At 66.2% G+C, this 22,244-nt stretch carries 13 protein-coding genes and 1 pseudogene; 5 read left to right on the top strand and 9 right to left on the bottom strand.

What is annotated here, in order from left to right; genetic code table 11:
* Positions 1 to 50: 50 nt before the first annotated feature.
* Positions 51 to 1,400: a glutamate--cysteine ligase gene (locus tag D7X55_RS03200; protein WP_120547908.1), complete on the top strand. Its 1,350-nt coding sequence runs from the start codon at positions 51 to 53 to the stop codon at positions 1,398 to 1,400.
* 51 nt (positions 1,401 to 1,451) lie between these two features.
* Here D7X55_RS03200 and D7X55_RS03195 read toward each other — a convergent pair whose 3' ends face one another.
* Both D7X55_RS03195 and D7X55_RS44480 read right to left on the bottom strand, forming a co-directional pair.
* Positions 1,452 to 2,075 carry an outer membrane protein gene (locus D7X55_RS03195; protein ID WP_121722188.1) on the bottom strand — a complete coding sequence of 208 codons (624 nt, stop codon included), beginning with the start codon at positions 2,073 to 2,075 and terminating at the stop codon, positions 1,452 to 1,454.
* 105 nt (positions 2,076 to 2,180) lie between these two features.
* Positions 2,181 to 3,794 carry an Hsp70 family protein gene (locus D7X55_RS44480; protein WP_121722191.1) on the bottom strand — a complete coding sequence of 538 codons (1,614 nt, stop codon included), beginning with the start codon at positions 3,792 to 3,794 and terminating at the stop codon, positions 2,181 to 2,183.
* Here D7X55_RS44480 and D7X55_RS44475 point away from each other — a divergent pair.
* Positions 3,793 to 4,161, top strand: a complete 369-nt coding sequence (locus tag D7X55_RS44475) for a hypothetical protein (RefSeq protein WP_233609534.1) — start codon at positions 3,793 to 3,795, stop codon at positions 4,159 to 4,161. The genes D7X55_RS44480 and D7X55_RS44475 overlap by 2 nt on opposite strands.
* A gap of 27 nt (positions 4,162 to 4,188) precedes the next feature.
* Positions 4,189 to 4,425: a hypothetical protein gene (locus D7X55_RS44470; RefSeq protein ID WP_233609531.1), complete on the top strand. Its 237-nt coding sequence runs from the start codon at positions 4,189 to 4,191 to the stop codon at positions 4,423 to 4,425.
* A 1,784-nt stretch (positions 4,426 to 6,209) separates the two neighbouring features.
* Here the strand turns inward: D7X55_RS44470 and D7X55_RS03185 are convergent.
* From D7X55_RS03185 to D7X55_RS03155, 7 genes and pseudogenes are all read right to left on the bottom strand, one after another.
* Positions 6,210 to 6,503 (bottom strand): annotated as a pseudogene (locus tag D7X55_RS03185) (TIGR02266 family protein); the annotation flags it as partial.
* Positions 6,500 to 7,168, bottom strand: a complete 669-nt coding sequence (locus tag D7X55_RS03180; RefSeq protein ID WP_120547910.1) for a hypothetical protein — start codon at positions 7,166 to 7,168, stop codon at positions 6,500 to 6,502. The gene D7X55_RS03180 and the pseudogene D7X55_RS03185, both read right to left, overlap by 4 nt.
* Entirely contained in the window at positions 7,165 to 9,858 is a 2,694-nt protein-coding gene (alaS, locus tag D7X55_RS03175) for an alanine--tRNA ligase (RefSeq protein WP_120547927.1), read from the bottom strand. The genes D7X55_RS03180 and alaS overlap by 4 nt, the downstream gene beginning before the upstream one ends.
* A 156-nt stretch (positions 9,859 to 10,014) precedes the next feature.
* Positions 10,015 to 10,695: an RNA ligase family protein gene (locus D7X55_RS03170; RefSeq protein WP_121722187.1), complete on the bottom strand. Its 681-nt coding sequence runs from the start codon at positions 10,693 to 10,695 to the stop codon at positions 10,015 to 10,017.
* Complete coding sequence (locus D7X55_RS03165) at positions 10,695 to 11,219, bottom strand: hypothetical protein (protein ID WP_199746842.1); 525 nt, start codon at positions 11,217 to 11,219, stop codon at positions 10,695 to 10,697. Before D7X55_RS03165 ends, D7X55_RS03170 begins: the two co-directional genes overlap by 1 nt.
* Positions 11,216 to 12,568, bottom strand: coding sequence for a DUF3696 domain-containing protein (locus D7X55_RS03160; RefSeq protein ID WP_121722186.1), 1,353 nt, complete (start codon positions 12,566 to 12,568; stop codon positions 11,216 to 11,218). Before D7X55_RS03160 ends, D7X55_RS03165 begins: the two co-directional genes overlap by 4 nt.
* Positions 12,569 to 12,617: 49 nt before the next feature.
* Complete coding sequence (locus D7X55_RS03155) at positions 12,618 to 13,979, bottom strand: MEDS domain-containing protein (protein WP_158616200.1); 1,362 nt, start codon at positions 13,977 to 13,979, stop codon at positions 12,618 to 12,620.
* 250 nt (positions 13,980 to 14,229) lie between these two features.
* Here D7X55_RS03155 and D7X55_RS03150 point away from each other — a divergent pair, with 250 nt between their 5' ends.
* Positions 14,230 to 15,288, top strand: coding sequence for a triacylglycerol lipase (locus D7X55_RS03150; RefSeq protein ID WP_120547914.1), 1,059 nt, complete (start codon positions 14,230 to 14,232; stop codon positions 15,286 to 15,288).
* Positions 15,289 to 15,918: 630 nt separating this feature from the next.
* Entirely contained in the window at positions 15,919 to 22,140 is a 6,222-nt protein-coding gene (locus tag D7X55_RS03145; protein WP_233609528.1) for an RHS repeat-associated core domain-containing protein, read from the top strand.
* The last annotated feature ends 104 nt before the right edge of the window (positions 22,141 to 22,244 follow it).

Raw genomic sequence — 22,244 nt, 5'->3', positions numbered from 1 at the left:
GTGCTCAAATGAGGGCAAGGGAGGCGGGCCCCGTTATATAGGGCGCCCACATGTCCCTCGACCTCAAGCGCGTGGCCTCCGAGCCCCTCACTTCCGCCGCTCCCCTGGTGGAAGAGCTTCGCAAGGCGGAGAAGCCCCGGACCGAGCATCGGCTCGGGCTGGAGCACGAGAAGTTCATCTATCCGGTGGGGTCCGCCCAGCCCCCGGCCTACGAGGGACCGAACGGAATCGGAGCCCTGCTGGAGCGCATCGCCCCGGGCGGCTACGACCGCTTCCGGGAGACGCCCGAGTCGCCCGTCATCGCGCTGCAGCGTGGCATGGCGGCCATCTCCCTGGAGCCGGGCGGCCAGTTCGAGCTGTCCGGAAGCCCCTTCCGCACGGCGCGCGAGGCGCACCAGGAGAACCTGGCGCACCTGGAGGAGACGAAGGCGGCGGCGTCCAGCCTGGGCCTGCGGCTGGTGGCGCTGGGCTACCGGCCGGTGGGGACGCCAGGGCCTGGGGGCGTGGACATGCCCTGGATGCCCAAGACGCGCTACCAGGTGATGCGCCGCACGCTGCCGGAGCGGGGCCGGCTGGCGCTGAACATGATGCTGATGACGTCCACCGGGCAGGTGTCGCTGGACTGGGCGGATGAAGCGGACTGCGTGCGCAAGACGGTGACGGTGGCGCGCCTGACGCCGCTCCTGGTGGCGCTGTACGCCAACAGCCCGCTGTTGGAGGGCAAGCCCTCCGGTTACATGTCCTTCCGCAGCCGGGTCTGGGAAGAGGTGGACCCCACGCGCTGCGGCTACCTGCCGTCCTGGTTCGACGGCTCGTTCTCCTACAAGGCCTACGTGGACTGGGCGCTGGACGCGCCGCTCCTGTTCCTGCGCCGCGATGGCGAGTACCGCCACCCGAAGCTCACCTTCCGTCAGCTCATGAAGGAGGGCTACGAGGGCAAGCCTCCGGACATGGGGGACTGGACGGACCACCTGTCCACGCTCTTCCCCGAGGTGCGGCTCAAGAAGGTGCTGGAGGTGCGCGGCGCGGACTGTGCCAGCGCGGCCATGACGGGGGCCCTGGGCGCCCTGTGGCGCGGCATCCTCTACGACGCGCAGGCGCTGTCGGAGGCGGAGCTCTTGCTGCCGCGGCTCACCTTCACGGAGCACCTGGCGTTCCACGACACCGCGCGCCGCGAGGGCCTGGCCGGGAAGCTGGGGCCGCACGCGCTGCACCAGCTGGCCGCGGAGATGGTGTCCATCGCGAAGCGCGGGCTGCAGCGGTTGGATCCGGAGGACGCGCCGCTGCTGGCGCCGCTGGAGGCGGTGGCGGCTTCGGGCCGGTCCCCGGCGCAGGCGGTGCTGGAGGCGTGGAGGGAAGATCCGCGTCCGGAAGTGCTGATGTCGCGCTTCGAGCTGTGAGGCGGTGACGCCGCGTCCGCGGTGGTGTGCCGCGGACGCGGAAAGAGGACGCTAGAAGCGGCCGCCCACGGTGAGGTTGCCGTTGAAGAGGCTGCCCTTCGCGTCATCGTTGGTGCCGGGGACCTCGAACAGCTCCTCGCCACCGACGAGTCGGTAGGTGGCGCGCACGCCCGCGGACAGGTGGCCCATGCGGTATTCGATGCCCGCGGCCAGGGGCATCTCCGTCTGCCAGTCATTGTTGTAGACGTCCTGCGAGCCCGAGGACGCGTGCAGGTAGCTCAGGCCCAGGCCCACGCCCACGAAGGGGTGCCACTTGTGGTCGATGACGGGCCCCAGCTTGCCCAGGAACGTGCCGTTGTTGCGCCAGATGTTGTTGCCACCGAGCACGCGGGCATCGTCGATGGGGATGTTCTGGCCCTCGTAGCCGGCCTCCACGCCGATGTACTTCCACGGCTGGGCGTTGGCGGTGATGTTGAACAGCGCGCCCACGCCCGTCTCATCGCCCAGGTCGCCGGTGAAGCCGCCCAGGCCCACGCCCACGTCCAGGCCGGCCGAGGCGTCTTCTTCGCTGAAGCTGAGCTTGCGTGACACCTCGGTCGCGTCCACCGCGAGGGCCGGCCCCGCCACGCACGTTCCGGCCACCACCAGTCCTGCCACCATCGAAGTCCGTCTCATGACCAGGTTCCTCCCGCTTGAAGTGTGGGACCTGGAATGGAAGCTGGGACGGCGGGGCCCGACAGCGCACCTGCCCGCGCGGTGGAGCCAGGGGACCGGGGGCCTCTAGCGCCGGCCGAAGAGCTTCTTCAAACCGGAAAGCAGGCCGCTCGGCCGGGCCTCCGGTTCGGAGTGGAAGGGCGAGCGGGCGATGATGGCATCGCGGGAGGCGTCATCCAGGTCCTCCGTCGCGAGCGTCACCGGCTGCCGCTTCGCGCCGGGCAGGGTGGCGCTGAAGGCGATGGTGCCGTCGGTGGACAGCTCCAGGTGCACCTCCACCTCGCCGGGGCGCTCCACGGTGAGGGTGAGGGCGCCCAGCCATTCGTTCTCCACGGCGGTGGCGGCGGTGCCCTGGAAGAAGGCGAGCGACAGCGGACCGGGGACGGTGACGGGGATGACCAGCGTCTTGGCGGTGGGCAGGCGGGTGTTGCGCTCCAGCACGCGGCGGAAGGTGCCGGCGTCCTCGGCGACTCCGATGGGAGAGGTGAGGACTTCGGACACGCTGGCGGCGGGCTTGCCCGTCTCCGACAGCAGGAGCGCGTGGCCGAGCAGCGCGGCGCCGCGCACCACGGCGGTGCGGGCGTCCACGTCGTCGTCGCGCACGGGCACGCCCAGGCTCTCCTCCAGGCGGCGGCGCACGAGCGGAGAGCGGGACTGGCCGCCCACGAGGAGCACGGCGTCCAGTCCTTGAGGGGACAGGGCGTTGGACTCCAGCACCTCGCGGGTGACGGAGACGACGCGCTGGGCGAGGTCCGCGGTCAGGGCCTCCACGCGCTCGCGGTCGAGCCTGGGGCCGGGGCCGGTGGGCAGGGTGACGTCCACGGCGTCCCGCGAGGACAGGGACTCCTTGGTGGCTTCGGCGAGGGTGCGCAGGGGGCCCCAGTCGAGCGGGTGTTCCGGGCGCGGGTGGCCCTGTTCGGCGAGGTCGCTGACGAGCGCCTCGGCGATGCGGCCATCGAAGTCCATGCCGCCCAGGGTGGGGTCGCCGCCGGTGGTGACGACCTCCAGGTCATCGCCGGTGACCTGCACGACGCAGACCTCCAGGCCGCCGCCGCCCAGGTCCACGACGAGGACGCGCTTGCGCGCCAGGCCCCGGCCGTGGGCGTACGCGAGCGCCGCGGCGGCGCTGTTGGTGAGGACGCGGGGCACGTCCAGTCCGGCCATGGTGGCGGCTTCGCGAAGGGCGGCGCGCTGGCGTTCAGTGAAGTGGGACGGCGCGCAGAGGACGGCGCGCGTCACCTTGCGGCCCAGGTGCGTGGTGGCCGCGTGGTGCAGCTCGCGCAGCAGCATCGCGGTGAGGAGGGTGGGGGCGACGAACCGGTCACCGATCTCCACGCCCGCGTCGCCGTGCCGGTCGGTGGCGACGGAGAAGGGGAGCTGCGGGGAGAGCCAGCGCAGGTTGGGGGAGCGGGCGCGCACGCCGAGCAGGCGCTTGAGGCCGGCGGTGGCACGGCGGGGAGCGCGGGCGGCTTCGACGAGGGCGGCGGTGCCGACGAGGAGTGCTCCCCCGGCGTCCACCGCGATGACGGAGGGAAGGCCCGTGCCCTCGGTGCCGGGGATGGGGATGGGCGTGGCGACGCCGTCGATGAACGCGGCGACGCGAGCGTGCGAGGTGCCCACGTCGATGCCGAGCACGACCTCCGCCGCCGCGGGAGGCGCAGCGGACACGGCGGGAGCCATGTCGAAGAGCGTGCGGCGGCGGCTGCGCGCGGAGGCGGCGCTGCTCTGCGTGTCCGAGGTCGGAGGTGCTGCTTCGTCGGTGCGTGGAGGCTGCGGCGAGCCCGTGCTGACGGGCGCTGTGGCTTCGTTGGGCCGCTCGGCGGAGATTGGGTTCGAGCCCGTGCTGACGGGCGCGGCTTCGCTGGAGCGCGGGGATTCTGTCGCGGCCGGTGCGGGAGGCTGCGGCTGTTCCGAAGCCGTGTTGATGGGCGCAGCGGTGTCGCCAGCGCGCGGAGACTCAGTCGCGGCCGTTGCGGAGGGACGCACCTGTTCCGAAGCCGTGTCGCCAGCGCGCGGGGATTCAGTCGCGGCCGATGTGGATGGCTGAGGCGAGCCCGTGCTGCCAGGCGCGGCGGTGTCGAACTCGCGCGGGGATTCAGTCGCGGCCGATGCGGAAGGACGCACCTGTTCCGAGGCCGTGCCGACGAGCGCGGCTTCGCTGGAACGCGCGGATTCGGTCGCGGCGGATGCGGATGGCTGCGGCTGTTCCTTCGCTGAGGTGGCTTCGCTGGAGCGCGAAGACTCTGTCGCGGCCGATGCGGAAGGACGCGTTTGTTCCACCTCCGTGCTGATGGGGGCGGTCGAAGGCTGAGGCAAGTCCGCGCTGGTGTCACTGGCGCGCGAGGAGTCTGTCGCGGCCAATGCGGAGGGCTGCGGCTGCTCCTGTGCGGAGGTGGCATCGCTGGCACGCGTGGGCTCTGTCGCGGCCGATGCCTGGGGAGGCGGTTGTCCCGAAGCCGCGCTGATGGGCGTGGTGGCTTCAATGGACGATGCCTGCTGCGGCTCGGCCCGCGCAGGTGATGGTTCCGAAGTCGAGCGGACCGAACCGGCAGCTTCGGTAGCGCCAGGCTGGGGGTCTTCGTCCGAAGCGGCCGGTGACGAGGAGTCCTGCGCGGAAACCTGGAGGGACGTCGATTCCTCGACGGGCGACTCGGTTCCGGAAGCGAGCGTGTCCGAGGAGTCCAGGTCCGGCGGAGTGGAACCCGTTGGAGCCGGAGTCTCTTCGGTCGTCACCGTGGCCAGTGCTGCCGTGGATGCGGACCGCGTCTCTTCATGGGCTTCCGCATCCAGAGCCGAAGCGGGTGCTTCGTCTTGCCCGGGTGCTTGGACGGGCGCCGGTTCAGGTGAAGAAGGGGCGGAGGACCCAACGAGCGCCGTCCACGCATCTTCGGTCGGCAGTTCGACCACGACGACCGTCGATGCGTCCTCTTCCTCTGGAGCCGCGGAGACGGGCGCCCGGTCTGGAGGAGCATCCGCCGATGTCGTGACGGCTTGCGCGTCGTCAACGGGCTCCGTGGTGCCGACAGCCTGCTCAAGCGCAGCGCTGAACGGATCCACGTCCTCGGATTTCGTGCTGAGTGCGCTCGGAAGGGAGTCCGGGTCGATGCCCCATGCACGAAGGCGGTCGGCCTCCCTCTGGCTCGACGTCGCGACGGATTCGGGAAGAGGTGCCTCTTCCACGGCATCGGAACCCGAAGCATCCGCTGAAGAGAAGTCCTCCGGCTGCGGCGTCGTCTGGGAAAGGTCTTCTCCGGCGCCGGAGTCCGGCACCGCTGACGCGAGCGTTGCCTCCGGTTGCGTCGCATGGGCCTCCGATGCGAACGAGGGACCGGGTTCCGCGGGCGCGGGAGCCTCATCCGGCTCCATGCTGAGGTCGACGTCGAATGACGGAGCCGCGTCAGCCTGCGTCTCGCCAGACGCCGAGGCTGCTTCAACGCGTGCTGCTTCCGCTTCGCCTATCGCGGATGCGGAGCTCCACTCTGAATGCGTGGCTCCGAGCACGGCGTTCGGGTCAAACGCATCCACTGACGCGGGCGTGAACGCTTCGCCCGCACTGCCGTCATCAGCCTCGGACGCAGTCGATGCGCCCTCGGAAGCCTCGACTCGCGGAGGCTCCGTGGCCCACCCGGCTTCAACCGGGGGCGGCATCACGGCCGCGAAGGTGCCAGAAGCGGCGGGAGTCCGTTCCGTGGCCGGGGCCTCACCCGGCGCAGGAGGCCTCGGCTGGACCGTGAACATCTCCTGCGTCGCCCGTTGTTCGTCCACACCGACCGGAGGCTTCCGAGGCGTCCTCGGGAAGTCCACCGTCGGAAGTGGCGCGAGCTCTTCTTCCTCTTCCGCCGCGTGCTCCGGAAACAGCGACACCGGCTCATCCGGTTCCGCCAGGTCCGGCGGCGCTTCCACGACAGGCAGCTTCACCGCCGGCAACGTCATGGACGCTTTCGGCGTCCTCGCCTCCTCGCGGGAGACCTCCGGCACGGGCACCGGGGTGACAGGCCGTGCCGCCGGCGTCCGGCGCACCAACCCTGGCGGCAACGGCGCGGCAGGTGAAACCACCGGCGCCACCGTCCCACTCCGCCTCGCGACGATGCGATCGATGAGCGCCTTGCTCGCGGCGTCCAGCCTGGTGAAGCGCACCGTCATGCCCGTGCGCGCACTGCCCGCGTCCGGCTGTGCCTTGAGCACCACGCCTTCACCGCGCAACAGCCGCGTGCCGTCCGCGAGGACGAACTCGAACGCCAGCCCCGTGCCCTCGGGCTTGAGCGCGCGCGTGGCCACGAACACCCCACCGCGCCCCACGTTCGAGCCATACCGCTCGATGAACTCCTCCTCCCCTGTGTACGGGAGTCGGATGCGCAGGGGGAGGAGCTTGGGGGCCGGCCCGGTCATCGCAAGGGGATCCGCACGTCCCCGCCGGAGCCCTGCACCACGAGCGCCAGCCCATCGTCCTGCACCGCGTCCGGCGGCACCTCGAACAGCAGCACCACTTCCGTGCGCTGCTCGGGCGCCCACGTGGTGGGCAGGGGACGCGTGCCGGCCACCGCCTGCGCGTCACGCGCCAGCGGATACGTCTGCCCCTTCGCGTCCGTCACCTTCGCGCCATCCAACGTCAGCGGCGCGGGCGCTCCGCCCACGTTCTGGGTGATGAGCTCCACGCGCAGGAACAGGTCCTCCGTCGTGAGCCCCAGCCCCACCTTGCCGGAGCCGCCCTTCACCGAGTGCGACGTCTCCAGCCCCGTGACCTTGAACGCCACCGTGTCCACGTGCACGGTGTCGTTGTGCTCGGGCAGCCGCAGCTTGCGCGGCCCGCTGTCGCCCATGCCCGCCGCCAGGCCCGCGAGCTTCGACTCCTCGGGCTCCTGCTGGGGCGGCGCCGGACGCGTGGCCGGCGCTCCGCCCTGCTTCACCCGGTCCGCCTCCGCGCGCAGCTTCTGCAGCGTGCGCGCGTCGGCTTCCTGGCCCCCTTCGGACGTGGAGGTCTCCTTCGAGCAGCCCCCCAGGAGGAGGGCCGCCGTCAGGAACGCCAGGGTGCGGGATGAAGCGCGGGGACTCACGCCGGGCTCGCGCCCTTCACCAGCTCGAAGAGCTTCTCGAGCGCCACGGGCAGCTTGTCCGCGTCCGGGCCACCGGCCTGCGCCATGTCCGGCTTGCCGCCGCCCTTGCCGCCCACTTCCTTGGCCATCTCGCGCACCAGGTTGCCCGCGCTGATGCCCTTGGCGACGAGGTCCTTCGTGGCCGCCACCAGGATGACGGCGCGGCCGTCCTTCTCACCGCCAATGGCGATGATGCCGGAGCCGATGCGGTCGCGCAGCTGATCCGCCATGCCGCGGAACACCTTGTCGTCCGCGGGGTCCACGCGCGTGGCCAGCACCTTCATGCCGTTGACCTCGCGCGCCTGGTCCATGAGGTCCTTCTGCGAGGCCGACTGGGCCTTCACCGAGACCTCCTCCACCTTGCGCTCCAGCTCCTTCACGCGCTTCTGGGTGGCCTCGACGCGGGTGGCGACCTCCTTGGGGTTCGTGCGCAGCAGCGCCGCGACCTTCTTGAGCTCGTGCTCCTGCTCGCGGACGAACTGGAGCGCGCCCACGCCCGTCACGGCCACGATGCGCCGCACGCCGGAAGCCACGCCGCTCTCACTGGTGACCTTGAACAGGCCGATGTCGCCGCTGCGCTTCACGTGCGTGCCGCCGCAGAGCTCCGTGGACTCCGGGTGCACGGTGACGACGCGCACGGTCTCGCCGTACTTCTCACCGAACATGGCCACGGCGCCGGACTTCTTCGCGTCGTCGATGTTCATGACGCGCGTCTGCGCATCCGCGTTGTCACGCACCCAGGTGTTGACCAGGTCCTCCACCTGCTCCAGTTGCTCCTGGGTGGCGGGGGAGAAGTGGGAGAAGTCGAAGCGCAGGAAGTCCGGCGCGACGACGGAGCCCGCCTGCTTCACGTGCTCGCCGAGCACGCGCTTGAGCGCCTTGTGGAGCAGGTGCGTGGCGGAGTGGTTCGCGCGGATGGACTTGCGGCGCTCCACGTCCACGGACGTCTGCACCATGTCGCCGACCTTCAGCGTGCCTTCCTTCAGCTCCACGGTGTGGACGATGAGGCCCTGCACCGGGCGCTGCGCGTCCTTCACCTGCGCCACGGTCTTGCCGCCGTGCGCGACGATGCGGCCCGTGTCGCCCAGCTGGCCGCCGGACTCGCCGTAGAAGGGCGTGCGGTCCAGCACCACGTCCACCGTGGCGCCCGCGGAGACCTGCGGCACCTCCACGCCGTCCTGCACCAGCGCGATGACGCTGCCCTCGCCCTCGTGGCCCTCGCCCTCGTAGCCGAGGAACTGGGTGGGAGCGGTGCGCGACAGCACGGTCTGGAAGACCTCCGTGGTGGACTTCTTCTCGCCGTGGAAGTCCTGGCTGGCGGCCTCCTTCTCCTGGAGCACCTTGAAGCCCTCCAGGTCCACGTCGTAGCCGCGCTCACGCGCGATGATCTGCGTGAGGTCCCAGGGGAAACCGTAGGTGCCGTGCAGCAGGTAGACGACGTCGCCGGAGATCATCTTGCCGCCGGAGGCCTGGAGCTTGGCCAGCTCCTCGTCCATCAGCTTGAGGCCGCGGTCGAGCGTGCGGCGGAAGCCTTCCTCTTCGTGCTTCGCGACTTCGAGGATGAAGGTGCGGCCGTCGCGCAGCTCGGGGAACGCGTCGCCCATGAGCTCGATGACGCGGTCCACGACCTTGAAGAAGAAGGGCTCCTTGATGCCCAGCTGCTGATCCCCGTGGCGGATGGCCCGGCGCATGATGCGGCGCAGGACGTAGCCGCGCGCCACGTTGGAGGGCTGGACGCCGTCGGCCACGAGGAACGCGGTGGCGCGGGCGTGGTCGGCGACCACGCGCTGCGAAGCGCCGGTCTCCTGCGTGTAGGGCTTGCCGCACAGCTGGCTGACGGTGGCGAGGATGCCCTGGAACAGGTCGGTGTCGTAGTTGGAGCGCTTGCCCTGGACGACGGACGCGATGCGTTCCAGGCCGGCGCCGGTGTCGATGGACGGCTTGGGGAGCGGGATGAGCGGCGCGTCCTTCTCCTTGCGCTCGAACTGCATGAACACGAGGTTCCAGATTTCGAGCCACCGGTCGCAATCACACGCGACGCCCTGGCACTTCTTGCCCGCGGCCTCTTCGACACAGGGGATGTCGTCGCCCTGGTGGTAGTGGATTTCGGAGCAGGGGCCGCACGGGCCGGTGTCGCCCATGGCCCAGAAGTTGTCCTTGTAGCCGAGCTTCAGGATGCGGTCGCGAGACACGCCCTGCTTCGCCCACAGCTCGAAGGCCTCTTCATCCCAGGGGATGTTGTTCTCGCCGTTGAACACGGTGACGGCGAGCCGGTCGATGGCCAGGCCGAGCCGCTTCGTCACGAACTCCCAGGCGAACGCGATGGCGTCGGCCTTGAAGTAGTCGCCGAAGGAGAAGTTGCCGAGCATCTCGAAGAACGTGTGGTGGCGCGCGGTGTAGCCCACGTTGTCGAGGTCGTTGTGCTTGCCGCCGGCGCGCACGCACTTCTGCGAGGTGGTGGCGCGGCGGTAGTCGCGCTGCTCGCGGCCGGTGAAGACGTCCTTGAACTGGACCATGCCGGCGTTGGTGAACAGCAGGGTCTGGTCGCCAACGGGCACCAGCGAAGAGGAGGCCACACGGCGGTGGGCGCGCTCCTCGAAGAACTGGAGGAACGCCTCGCGGATCTGGGAGGCGGTGAGGGCGGAAGGCATGGTGTGGGTATATGCCACAAGAGGGCCGGGCGCAGCAGTTCCTGGACGGGTCATCCCCTGTGGGACGGGGCATGTAGGCAGGGCTGACGACCGGGGGGCAGGGGAGCGGACAGGGGCCCGGCCAGGCCAGCCCCTCCGCCACCGCCCCTCGCCATGTCAGCGCCCAGCCAAGGCGTTTCGCTCCATGGGGCGCGAGGACCAGTGCTCCTCGATGGCCTGGACGAACTCGGGGCGGACGATTTTCGCGCGCGCGAGCAGGAAGTCACCCTCATCACGGCGGAGGTAGAGGCCCTCCATGGGCGCATGAGTGAGGCGCGAAGGACCGAGCAGGTTCACCACGTCGTCCGCCGTGAGATGCGCGCGCGCGACGATGGGCACAGCCGCGAGGCCGAGCGAGGCCACGAGGGCGTCTCGTCTCAGGGCGGACCAGAATCGCCCGGCCCGCTTGTCGTAGACGTCGAAGGCGAGGAACCAGTCGGGCAAGGCGTCGTAGTGCACGCTGTGGACCGCGAAGCACCATTCGCCAAAGAGCATCAGGTGTTGGCCCAGTGTCTCGACAAGCTGCTGGCGCCTCGTCTCCAGCCAGGGCCACAGCGGCTGGAACTGGGGGGATGCTCCGGGACCGAGGTAGGCGCCGCGGTTCTGGGCTCGCAGCTCGCCGCCAGGGCCTATGGAGATGCCAAGGTTCGCCCCGTCTACCTTTTCCTCGATGAGGACCTCGCCATCGAGGAATTCGCGCGCCTCGGGAGGAGAGAGCACCTTGTCATGGCGTACCGGCCTGGCGGAGAGCCAGGCGAGGTGCGGGGTGTGGGGGAACTTGAAGAAGTCGTCAGCCATCACTCCCCACCCTTGCGCTCGTGGAGTTCCTCGATGTCCCTTGGGCAGAGAAAGTGGACGCGGACCCCACAGCGCTCGAACTCTCTCCGCAGCCCCCACCATTTGCTGTCCGTTGCCTGCAGGATGGGCGGTCGCTCCTCGTGGGCACAGCTCGCCGCGACGAACTTGCGGTCCGCTGGATCGAAGCCGGCAAGCGCTTCGTCGCGGGGAAACTCCTCGAAGTCGCGGGGATCGTCCTGGCGTGGCGTCAGCGAGACCTGGGCGCAGCGAGCCGGATTGGCCTGATGGGTCAGGACCCACTTGAGGAATCGGTCTCCCACTCCTGGTTGGCCTGTAGAAGACAGCTTGTGCTTGTACTCGTTGATGATGCGCCAGTCGTCATCAAGAACGATGCGTCCGCTCTGGGTTACTGCGTTGATCGCCCGGACACAGGCCTGAACGCAAGCGGGGCTGACCGTGTTCGCATTGTTGGCGGTGAGCGGCACATTGGTGTCGACGACGAATAGCGCAGGGGACGCGTTCATTGCGGGTCCTGCTCCTGCTGGCGCTTCATCGCCGCCTCGGTCATCGCGACAAGGTCGCCCATGTCATCGCCGAAGAAGTCTTTCGGCCAATTGATGATGTTGCCGTATTCGTCAAGCTTCAGCTTCTCGATGCGTGAGCCATCAGGCCCGGGTGAGCAGAAGTAGAGTGCGGTCTCCTCCGGCCGCAGTTTCCCTTCCGCGATGCGCCGCTGGATCCGGCGCAAGAGGTGCTCGGAGTGGCTCTCGATGAGCAGCTGGATGTTTCGAGGCTTCCCATCCTCACTGGCGTGAATCGCATCAATGAAAACGTCCGCGAGCTCCGTCTGTGCCTTTGGATGAAGGTGGAGCTCGGGCTGCTCGAAGAGCAGCGTGGAGCCGGGCTCGGTGTAGAAACACTGAAGCAATACAGGCATGACCTGGGACACACCGAACCCGACGTCCGGCAGACGAACCGCCATCGGGCTGCCAGGCGTGCGAACAAAGACTTCGTATTCTTTGCGATGAGGGGCGATGGGCCGCACCTCGAAGGAGTCCAGCAGGCCCATGCTGACCAGCCTCTCCGCGATCAACTGCGCGAAAGGACGGGCAGGGTGGCCCTCCACCTGGATTGAGCGCTCATTCGAAGCCAGAAGCGCTGCAACCGCGAGGCTGCCGTCATCGCCTACGCTCTCGGGGGCCTCACCCGACCAGAGATAGGTTCGATGCGGAGGTTGTCGCAGTGGCCCCAGATACTGGATTGCGTCCAGTTGGTCTTCGAGAGCGAGCGCAAGGCTGTCGAGATCGCCGAGGGACTTGTAGTGGGCTTCGGCTTCATGGGGGAAAGCATAGAAATGGCTGGGGGCTGAGAGCACCTTGCTGGCAGTCCCTTCTCTGGGGGGCCCCCAGTTCTCCAGAAGCAGTTCGTACCCTGGCCCATGAGTGCGCCTGGCCATGCCGACGCAGTGCGTGGAATGAGGCGTATTCAGTCGGTAGATGAACTGCTTGACCTCGACTCTGGCGGACTGTTTGTCTTCTTGGCCAATCAGGGCTTCAAAGGAGATGGTGTCCGGTCCTCCTTCCTGCTGCATCCTCATGCTCCACTCCATGTTGAAGCGGAGGAGCGCGGCAGTGTCCTGGCGGAAGAGCATTTCCGGGAAGGTGCCCATGTCGACGAGCGTGCTCTCATCGCCCAGGTGGAGCACCCGCTTCCGGTCTCGCGACTGTGCTGTCTGCTGCAGCAGGAGGAGGAAGTGCTGGATGCTCGACTTCCCCGAGCTATTCGTCCCGAAGAACATCGTCAGCGGCGCGAGCTGGATGTCGCCCGTGTCCTTCCACGCCTTGAAGTTCTGCAGGTGGAGCTTCTTGAGCATGCCTCCTGTTCTACCTCACTCCTGCTTCTTCGGAGTCGAGCCTCCGTGCTCAGCGCGTCGGGAGCACGACCTTGAAGGTCGTTCCTTCTCCCGGCCTGCTGAACAGCTCAATGCTCCCGCCGTGCGCGTCCACGATGCTCCGGACGATCCACAGCCCCAGCCCGAAGCCTCCGGCGTGGGACTTCGGCGACAGCTGCACGAACCGCTCGAAGACGCGCTGCTGCGCTTCCTTTGGGATGCCCGGCCCGCCGTCACTCACGACCAGGGTGGCGCTGCCCTCGCTGGCGTGCACCGACAGCTTCACGTCGGTGCCGGGGGCGTACTTGATGGCGTTGGACAGCAGGTTCGTCACCAGCTGCTCCAGGCGCATCCGGTCCCAGTGGCCCACGACCGCGCTGTCCGCTTGGACGCGCAGCCGGCAGCCGGCGCGCTGAAGCCCTTCCGCGAAGTCCTCGCTCACGCTGCGCGCCATCTCCGCCAGGTCCATGGGCTCCGGCTCGATGGGCAACGGGTCGTCCGACAGCGAGGCCCGGGACACATCGAGCATCGTGTTGATGAGGTTCTCCAGGCGCCCGCACTGCTCCTTGACCCGCAGGAGCTTGGGCGCCGCCTGGTCGGGCGTCAGCGTGCCCCGGTGGTTGGCGCGCAGCAGCGTCTCCACGTAGAGCTGGAGCGAGGTGATGGGCGTCTTCAGCTCGTGCGACGCCACGGAGAGGAACTCCTCGCGCATCCGGAGCGCGTGCTGGAGCTCCGCCGTCCGCTCGCGCACGCGCTGCTCCAGCTCGGTGTTGAGCTTGTGCAGCTCCGCCTTCGCGCTCTTCATCGACGCGCTCTCAATCAGCTCCCACTCGCCCGCCTGACGGATGAGCGCGAACTGGTGGTTGCGGACCACCTCGAGCACGTCCATCGGGCCGCACCGGTCCAGGCAGTAGCTGCACATCCCGATGATGTTGTGGCTCCTGAAGGTGTCGGTGACGCGGGCTTCGTAATCGACGAAGCCGGACCAGTCCTTCCGCTCCAGCCAGTAGGTGTTCCCCGTCAGGCGCAGCCCCGCGTACCCCTGCGCGAGCGCTCGTCCGTGGCGGTCCACCCAGCCCTGGAGCACCTCGTCAGCGCTCTTGCCGCCGGACTGCATGTACCAGTCGCGATGGTCGATGATTTCAATCTGGCCCCGCGATATCCGCTGATCCAGGTCGGGCACGGCGTTGCGCAGCATCGTCCGGGCGTCCTGGGCGCCGAACGGCTCGGAGGTCACCCACAGGCAGTGCTCGTTGTTCTCCAGGCCCGCCTTGAAATAGGGGACCAGCGAGTCCACGAGGTCATCCCGGTCGCCGTAGAACTGGCAGAAGTGGGAGCCCCAGGGCAGGTCCCCCACCGCGGGAATGCCACTGGGACGCAGGGGGAGGTTCATGGGGCTTGGTACCTTGTGCATGGGGCCACAACAACAACGCGACTGCATGAATCCGTTCAGCGCTGAACAGTAAGCCCGGCCAGCGTGCAGGCAGCACCGCTGGGAGTCAGGACCGCCGCGCTGCGCCACGCGCCCGGAGTCTCGGCTTCTCACGGCTTGAAACAGGGCACGCAACTCCCAGCGTCATTTGCCGACAATGTAGGCAAGCCTCTCCACTGCTCAACTCGGCTCCCCCTTCCGAGGTCCCCTCATGGTCCAGGTCACGCGTCCCACCAGCCTCACGCCGTCCACGCAGACGCGGGTTGCTCCGGAGGCTCCTGCCCGGGCGACGGGGCCTCAGGGCTTCAACGCCATCGTGAAGGGGGACAGCTTCACGTCGGGTGCGCGTGTCGGGGCGCAGCAGGTCAATGCCCTGCGCATTCCGCTCCCCTGGCCTGGCAAGGGCGAGGCGGACAAGATCGGCTGGATCCAGAAGGCGTATCCGCCGGCGAAGGACTCCACCGCGGAGTTCATGAAGATCAACCAGGCCGTGCGCGCGGGCCAGAACGTGATGCCGCCCGAGGCCAAGGACTGCGTGTTCCTGGCGGTGGGCGGCCTGCTGTCGGAAGCGGCGCCCAAGCAGGTCTACTTCGACAAGAACCTGGACGCGCTCGAAGCGCAGGGCCTGCAGGTGGGCCGCGTTCCCGTCGACACGGACATGGGCGTGGAGCACAACGCGGCCATCGTCCGTCAGGCGGTGCTGGAGGCCTCCAAGAACGGCAAGCAGGTGGTGCTCATCGGCCACAGCAAGGGTGGCCTGGACTCGGCGGCGGCGCTGTCGATGTACCCGGAGATTCAGGAGCACGTGCGCGCCCTGGTCACCATCCAGTCGCCGTACGGCGGCTCGCCCATGGCGCAGGATCTGCTGGACAACCCGCTGGTGCGCTACGGCGTGGGCGGCGCGGTCGAGGCGCTGGGTGGCAGCATCCAGGCCGGTGAGGACCTGACGTACGACTCGCGCAAGGCGTTCCTGGCGAAGCACCCGATGCCCGAGGGCATCCCCACCGTGAGCATGGCCTCCACCACGGCGAACCCCACGTCGCCGCTGTTCCTCATGGAGGAGTACATGCAGCAGCGCTACGGCGTGAAGTCAGACGGACTGGTGCTCCCGCAGGACGCGTTCATCCCCGGCTCCAAGTCCGTGACGCTGTCCGGGCTGGATCACCTGGACTCGACCGGCACGACGCTCAACCCGTTCAAGCCCTACCAGCCCGAGGACCTGACGCTCTCGCTGGTCGCGATGGCGCTGAAGATGCCCAAGGGCAGCTGAAGCCTCACGCTCGAAAAGCACCGCGGTGAGAAGGACAACTCCTCTCGGAGGAGCCGACGCGGGATGCGCCAGCCTGGCATCGTTGCCCGCGTCGTGCGTCAATGCGCCGTCCCCTTGATGGGGGCTGCCAAAGCGCAACCCCTGACGCCTGCATGGGCGCACCTCTCTGGACCCTCACGGCGATTGTGCACGCAGAGTGAGCGAGTTCTGTGGTATGTCCGTTTGTGAATAGACGGACTGCGGCCGGGTTGTCCGGTTCTGTGTAAAAGTACAGACGAGGCACAAACTCAAAATGTGGCATGATTGTCTGCGAGCTGAACCGAAGGGTTCGAGCCGAAGGAGAAGGCTCGCCCTGCTGATGGTGCTGATGGGTGGAGGGATGGGGTGCAGCGAAAGCCCTGCCAAGCCCGCTGCAGTCAAGAGTTCCCCGGCAACCGCAGCGGTCCTGTCGGAGCATCGGTTCAAGGCCAATGCTTCGAGCAATGGGTTCCCGCTGGGACATGATTGCTCTACGGGCGGCGTCTCCGACTGTGCGTCCGGGCTCTGTGTGCACGTCGGCGCGCAGCGGGATGCAGGCTATGTCTGCACGGAGCCGTGTGACGCCAGGCGCCCCTGTTCCAATGGTTGGCGATGCGCGCAGGTTCACCCCACGGATCCTTCGGCTCGAGTCTGTCTTCCCTGAAGGCAGAACCGCTGCACATTGAAGCGCAATCCGGTCTGCCGGTCAGGCTAAATCATTATGTCGAGATGGATTTCAATGATTTCTCTGGAAACACGATGAGCCAGCGCGGTCCGTACGTCATGGGTCTGCTGCTGGCAGGCCTCCTGCTCATGCCAGACACCGTCCTGGCCTACGGCGCGTTCAGTTTCTGCGCGCCTCCTCCCAGTGGTGGGAACACACTGGTTCAGTGGACTTGCACCTGTCCTGATGCCAACGGCAATACAGGGGCGCTGTACTGCAATGGCAATGACCCGAATGGGGAGTGTCATCTGCAGACATGCCTTTATCCTCCGAATGGAAGTCAGACGGATATTGGCAACTATACATGCTGCCCTACCGGCATCACCTGTGGATCGAACTATGCGGCGTTCAAGGTCCTCAATGAAAGCTGCTACGGACCGGACTGGGAGTGCGATCTCGGCACCGAGTGCACGGCTCCGGATGATGTCTGCAAGACGGGGTACTGTGAGGCGAAGGTTGATGGAGTTCTTCCCTCGGGGGAGCCCATCAACAACCAAGCGCAGTGCAAGTACAGCGACTACTCCGCCTGTGATGACGAGGATGAGGACGATGTATGTAGTGGCGTGGGTGGTCCCGGGCTGGTAGGCGACCCTGTCATCGTTGCGTCGCGGGGGACCCGTCACCCGGTGACTGACGTGGAGCTCAAAGGGACGGTGGGGGGACTCTCACTGGAACGTGTCTATGTCTCATCCGTGAGGAAGTGGGCCCACCAGAAGAGCCTGGGCGAGCTCGGAGGCCCGTATCTGGCGCGCCCGTTTGGAGCCGCCGCAGAGAGCCGCGAGTCGCTGCACTGGTGGCACAACTTCTACAGCTTCGTCCATTCCGTGGGCAGCGGTGGAGGCGAAACCTGGAAGCTGCGTGAGGGAAGCGGGAGTTTGCTCGAGTTCACGGGGTGCACCCGCTCCGCGACGTCGTGCCTTGCACAGCCCGCATCCGGCTCCAATGAAACTCCGGCGCGGCTGGTCTGGGAGAGCACCGGTACCGGCACCGGTTACTTCGTCCTGCACAAGCCTGGCGAAGGGCGCTTCTTCTTCGAAGCGCTCTGGATCCCCACAGGCAGCGCCAGTTTCTCTGACACCCGCTACTTCCTGACGCGAATCGAGGATGCCCAGCACCCGGCTCCAGGCGGTCTGCCCCGGACTCGTGCCACCTTGAGCTATGCCACGCCTCCTGGCCTGACGTGTCCTGGGGGGGGCGCCGGAGCAACGGCAGGAGTTCCCTTTCTTCACGAGGTCAGCTCCTCGGAGGGGACCCGCCTGCGCTTCATCTACAAGAAGCTGCCCAGCGCACGTGCGGAAATCGGAGAGGAATGCGTCCTCGCAAGTGTGTCACTCATGGGCGACGCCGGCGTGCTGATGCCACTCGTGGAATACACCTATGCGCCCACCGGATCGGTGAGCGAAGTCGGAGGGCGCATCGCCCAGGCGAAGTGGCCTCAACGCGGGGGCATGATCGAGAAGTATGAGTATCAGGACAACACGGGTGCTCCTACCTGGAAGGTCAGTCGAGGCGGTACTGCCCAGACGCAGCACACCTACCAGAATGGCTATGTCACGTATGATTCCGAGTCCTTGAGTGGCTGGTTCGACATCAACGTGCAGATGGCCACCCGGGCCACCGGGGCATGTGATTCCAGTTCCTCGCCGGAGTGCCTGGAGCGGATTTCGAGCACGGTGGTGAAATATGGCTACCAGGGGAACGGCGGTGGGTACGCGGGTTACGAGGGGCGGAACTACGTCCAGGAGCGGACGGGCTTCGCGAGAGCCCCCCGGGTCAAGAGCATTGGGGTGGGATGTTCCGGGACCAGTTGCACCCGGATGCAGGAGTATGTCTGGAGCACCTTGTCCAACGGTGTCGTCGTCAACCGTGCGAAGAAGGACTGGAATGGCGCCTGGACGACCCGTGACTGGGTGGTCCCCACGGGGGCGAGCACGTCCACTCTGCCGGAACTCCGCACGCTGGCAGTCGGCGCGACCGCCGCTGACGGGACAGGGGCCCTGAAAACCACCCACTATACATACGAGGAAAGCACCGCCGGAGCCGGGGTCGTTCTGGGAGAGCGCCTGCGCGTCGAGGAGAAGAAGGTGTCGCTTCTCCAAACTGGCGCCGACGCTGTTCAGCGCAATGTGTACGACCCCCTGACGAATCGGCTCCAGGCGGTCATCCGAAGTGGCTACACGGAGGGGCTGGGCTCGGGTGGCGCGGCTCCAGTGCCAGTGCTCAAGCATCAGGCGACCTTCTATTTCACGCGTCAGGTGTGTTCGGGAGGAACGACTGATGATGCCTTGGGCCGGGTGCTGGAGGTTCATGGCCCGTGCTGGGTGAGTGGCCCCACGGCCACAGATTGCTCTGCAACACTCAACGCGACGATTCCCGTCATCCAGTATGAGTACTGGTCAGCAGGGACGGGCAACTCCAATGCCAACCGCCTGAAGAAGGTCTCCCGTTATCCGCAGGTGACCTCCGCGACGGGGTGCTCGGGGCAGACGGCGCTGGAGACCCAGTATGCGAACTACGACGTGCGGGGAAATCCCCGGAGCGTCACGGACCCCAACGGCATTGAGACGACCTATGCCTATGAGGAGGACCGGGTCACTTCCATCACGACGCAGGGGGCGACCTGGGAATACCTTTATGACAACGGGATGATGACGGCCGTTCACTTCCCACGGGGTGATTACGAGCGTTTCTGCTACCGCGGTTCAGGGTTCGGCCATTGTACGAGCGGCTGGATGGGGAAACTCACGCTGCGAGCCAAGCAGGCGTTTTTGAACAGCTACACCTGGAGTGAGGAAGTCCAGTACGATTACGGGGCGGACCAGCGACCGAAGCGAGAAACATTCCATTCCAACTTCGGCTCGGATATCGAGCGCAGGCAGCGCAGCCTCCAGGTAGACATGAATGGAAATCCCACCTACGAGTTGGTGGGAGGACGAGGCGGCGGCTATCCTCCCTGGTACATCCGTCCGAAGCTGTTTGATGGAGCGAGCCGATTGATTGGCGTGGGCCTCGCTTACAATTCGCCTCCTGCGTTGTGCGGTGGATTGGATGTGGACGGCCGGCCTGTGTCACCGCTTTGTAATGCGATGAGTTACGACCGGGCGGACCGGTTGACCGGCGTGGATGAGTATCCGGAGATTGGAACGCGGACGGGGGGAACACGGACGTGTATGTCTTACGATGCGCACGGAAACATGGCGACGGTGCGCACGGGGTGTCCAGCCACAGGCTCGGGTGGGGACTGCTCTGCTTGTGCTCAGCCTGAGTCCACCTATCGATACGACGACTTCGGACGAGTCATCGCGGTCAAGCTGCCCTGGCAGGGGGGCGATGGGTGGACGCGCTACGACTATGACGCAGCCGGCAATCTCCTGGCGAAGCAGACGCCGCAGATGCGCGCGGATGGAGAGCACCTTGCCTATGCCTACGATGCGATGGGGCGACGTTTGTCCGCGACGCGTGTCGTGGGCGGTTCCGCGCCGCTCATCGAGACGCTCTACACGCTGGGCTACGACAACTCCGCGACGCCAGATTCCAGCTGCCCGCAGCCCGTGAATACTAAAGGCCGGATGCTTTTCCGGAATGACTCCTTTGGACAGACCTGGCTGTCGTATGACGCTTGGGGTCGGGTGACGAAGGAAATCAGGGTGAGGCGTTCCGCGGGGAACACGTTCACGTGCCCGAGTGATACGCCGGCAAGCACACTGCATACGAGTTATGCGTATTCCACGTCAGGTGACCTGTTGTCCGTGACCTACCCCTATGGGCATCGTGTCACCTACGGGTATCGCTTCTACCCCAACACCACGGTGCCTTCGGACCGCGTTGGAACTGTCACGGTCGAGCGTTGGAGCGGGAGTGCATGGACGGCGCTCGCCAGTGTGTCGGACATCCTGTGGGAGCCCTATGCGGGCCTCCGTTCCTACAAGGTCAACTCCCCAGGGGCCGCGAATCCCCTCTACGTGGAATACGCGCTCGGAAACAACCGTGATGCACCCCCTGTGTCGCCATGCTCGGAAGCGGCGCCTCCCTATCCGGATTTTACGGGGCGCCAGCGCAATGTCTGGGTTTCGTCCGCAGGGTTCTCCTGGTCGGGAGGTACGGGGAATCTGTACCGGCGGGTGTATACCTGGAAGGGGGATGAGATCATCCAGGAGGATACGTGCCTCCTGGGAGGGCCGACTCCCACGACCGTGAAGTATGAATACGACGGACTTGGTCGGCTCAAGAACGTCACCCGTCCCGCTGGGAATGTCGCCGCAGTGGGGGGGACAGTCGGCTCCCGGAGCTATGGGTATGACGGGCGCGGCAACCGGATCAGTCAAGTCGAGGATGGAACAGCGCTGACCTTGACTCATGGCACTGGAGCCCTGGTTGACCGACTTGAGCGCAGGCAGGGGAGCGCTGCTGGTTCGATGCTGGATTACCAGTATTCGTATGATCTGGACGGCCGGACCATCGGGAAGCGCTGGGTGGAAGTCGCGGGGACGCCTGTGTACCAGTTGCAGTTCAACCACGGTGCGTCCGTGGGGGGGGCGTCGGAGACGGTGTTTCGCTCAGTGGATGTCAATGGAAGTACCTACGAGTACTTCTACGACGCGATGAATCGGCGGCGGCTCAAGCGCTATCCGACCACGGTAGAAGATGAATTCTTCTACGATCTAGACCATTCGCTTCTGGTTGATCGGGGCAACTCATCGGTGTCACCGCCAGTGGGGGGCTTTACTCATTATGTGGATGACACCTATGTGTGGCTGGACGATCGGCCAATCATGGTAGTGCGCGGTCAGTTGACATCGGAGAGGGCACGCGTCGTGAACCCGGTGGGGGACTGCTCCCGTAATGGTGAGGCTGCTGCATGCGGCGTGTATTTCCCGGTGACGGATGCGCTTAGAAAGGCAATCGTAATTTTCGATGCCGCCGCCAAAGTCGCAGGTGCCGCTGACTACGAGCCATTTGGCAAGGTCAATCGGGTGTCTCTGTATCAGGACTCCCTCCATCCGCTTCCTGGCCTGGACGGAGGAACTCCGCAGGAACTGCTCCTTGCGGAGATGAATCAGCCGGTTCCCGAGGATGGGGGTGTGGTGATTCGGGAACGCGCGCTATTCCATCTGTTGGGCACGGCGAATGTGGCTCATGTGGAACTGCGCAATCAAACGGATGGTGCGACTCTGGCGCCTTCACTGAGCGCTACGGCAGAGGGGCATGTTTGGACGCCTTGGATTACTCCTACGCAGGGGAAGTCTTCGGCCGTGCTGGTGACGACAGGGATGTCTGGGACACCGCCCTCGGTCGGGGTCGTGGCGGAAGGCTATGAATATCAGCGCTACCAACAGGGCGGGCAGCCCTACTGGGTGCCACTACGGTTCCCAGGTCAATATCATGACGCTGAGACTGACCTGTTTGAGAATTGGAACAGGTATTATGATCCGGACATTGGGCAATACCTGCAGGCAGAGCCGATGGCCTCGATGGGGGCAAGGGCCGCATCTTGGCCTGTGTATGGCTACGCAGAGAGTAATCCGGTAAGGCGGTCCGACACTACTGGACTCTACGTTCTCGATGGCACTCCCGAAGATGTATGCCCCAACTGGTCTCAAGCTCTCCAGCGCGCGAGGCAAGCGGCGGGTTGCGATGTTGGAGCGCAGAAGTGCGGATGCCCTGGTAAAGTGCCTCAAAAGATTTGCGAGATACTTGCGGATGGTATGGGGCCCCCTGCGTTTATTGTTGATATTCCTGCCACGTCGCTAACGCGACATGGCGGTGTTCCTTTCCCTACGGCCCCTCCAAGGCTCGGAGGGGATAATTATGGTGTTGTTATGGCTGTGGGGCCTAGGGGAGGGGAAGGTGAGTTTGGGATTGGGCCAATTATGGTTTGGGCTGAGTTTCGCTATGGGTTGTGCTATTCGGGTTCAGAGGAGCATAAGGAGTTGCTGGCAAAGTCTCTGCTTCATGAGTCGTTTCACGCGTATAAACAGTACATGGGGCCAGATCCCAGGACGAATCCCGAGTATCCAACTTGGATGAAAGATCCGGGATTCATGAGGGGTATGTTCATGGGTGTGAGTGGATATGCGGCAGGGCTTACGGATGAGTGTTTTGGTGGGTGACAAGGGACAAGTAGGTCGGGTTGTGGTGTTGCTGGTTGGGTTGGTTTGCTTGTCTTTCTTGGTTTATGGGCTGTTTTTTATGGTTTCAATTCGCATTGAGTGTG

Source organism: Corallococcus sp. AB049A, assembly GCF_003668885.1.
In the GTDB taxonomy this organism is placed as follows: Bacteria; Myxococcota; Myxococcia; order Myxococcales; family Myxococcaceae; genus Corallococcus; species Corallococcus interemptor.
Note: the sequence above shows the minus strand (reverse complement) of the source record. Positions and strands in the feature narration are given on the sequence as shown.

Bases quoted from the DNA above. Each gene is read 5' to 3' on its own strand.
- D7X55_RS03150 (WP_120547914.1), top strand. From the start codon at position 14,230: ATGGTCCAGGTCACGCGTCCCACCAGCCTCACGCCGTCCACGCAGACG.
- D7X55_RS03165 (WP_199746842.1), bottom strand. From the start codon at position 11,219: ATGAACGCGTCCCCTGCGCTATTCGTCGTCGACACCAATGTGCCGCTC.
- alaS (WP_120547927.1), bottom strand. From the start codon at position 9,858: ATGCCTTCCGCCCTCACCGCCTCCCAGATCCGCGAGGCGTTCCTCCAG.
- D7X55_RS03200 (WP_120547908.1), top strand. From the start codon at position 51: ATGTCCCTCGACCTCAAGCGCGTGGCCTCCGAGCCCCTCACTTCCGCC.
- D7X55_RS03145 (WP_233609528.1), top strand. From the start codon at position 15,919: ATGCGCGCAGGTTCACCCCACGGATCCTTCGGCTCGAGTCTGTCTTCC.
- D7X55_RS44475 (WP_233609534.1), top strand. From the start codon at position 3,793: ATGTCGAAGAGCGTGCGGCGGCGGCTGCGCGCGGAGGCGGCGCTGCTC.
- D7X55_RS03170 (WP_121722187.1), bottom strand. From the start codon at position 10,695: ATGGCTGACGACTTCTTCAAGTTCCCCCACACCCCGCACCTCGCCTGG.
- D7X55_RS03195 (WP_121722188.1), bottom strand. From the start codon at position 2,075: ATGAGACGGACTTCGATGGTGGCAGGACTGGTGGTGGCCGGAACGTGC.
- D7X55_RS03160 (WP_121722186.1), bottom strand. From the start codon at position 12,568: ATGCTCAAGAAGCTCCACCTGCAGAACTTCAAGGCGTGGAAGGACACG.
- D7X55_RS03155 (WP_158616200.1), bottom strand. From the start codon at position 13,979: ATGAACCTCCCCCTGCGTCCCAGTGGCATTCCCGCGGTGGGGGACCTG.
- D7X55_RS44480 (WP_121722191.1), bottom strand. From the start codon at position 3,794: ATGGCTCCCGCCGTGTCCGCTGCGCCTCCCGCGGCGGCGGAGGTCGTG.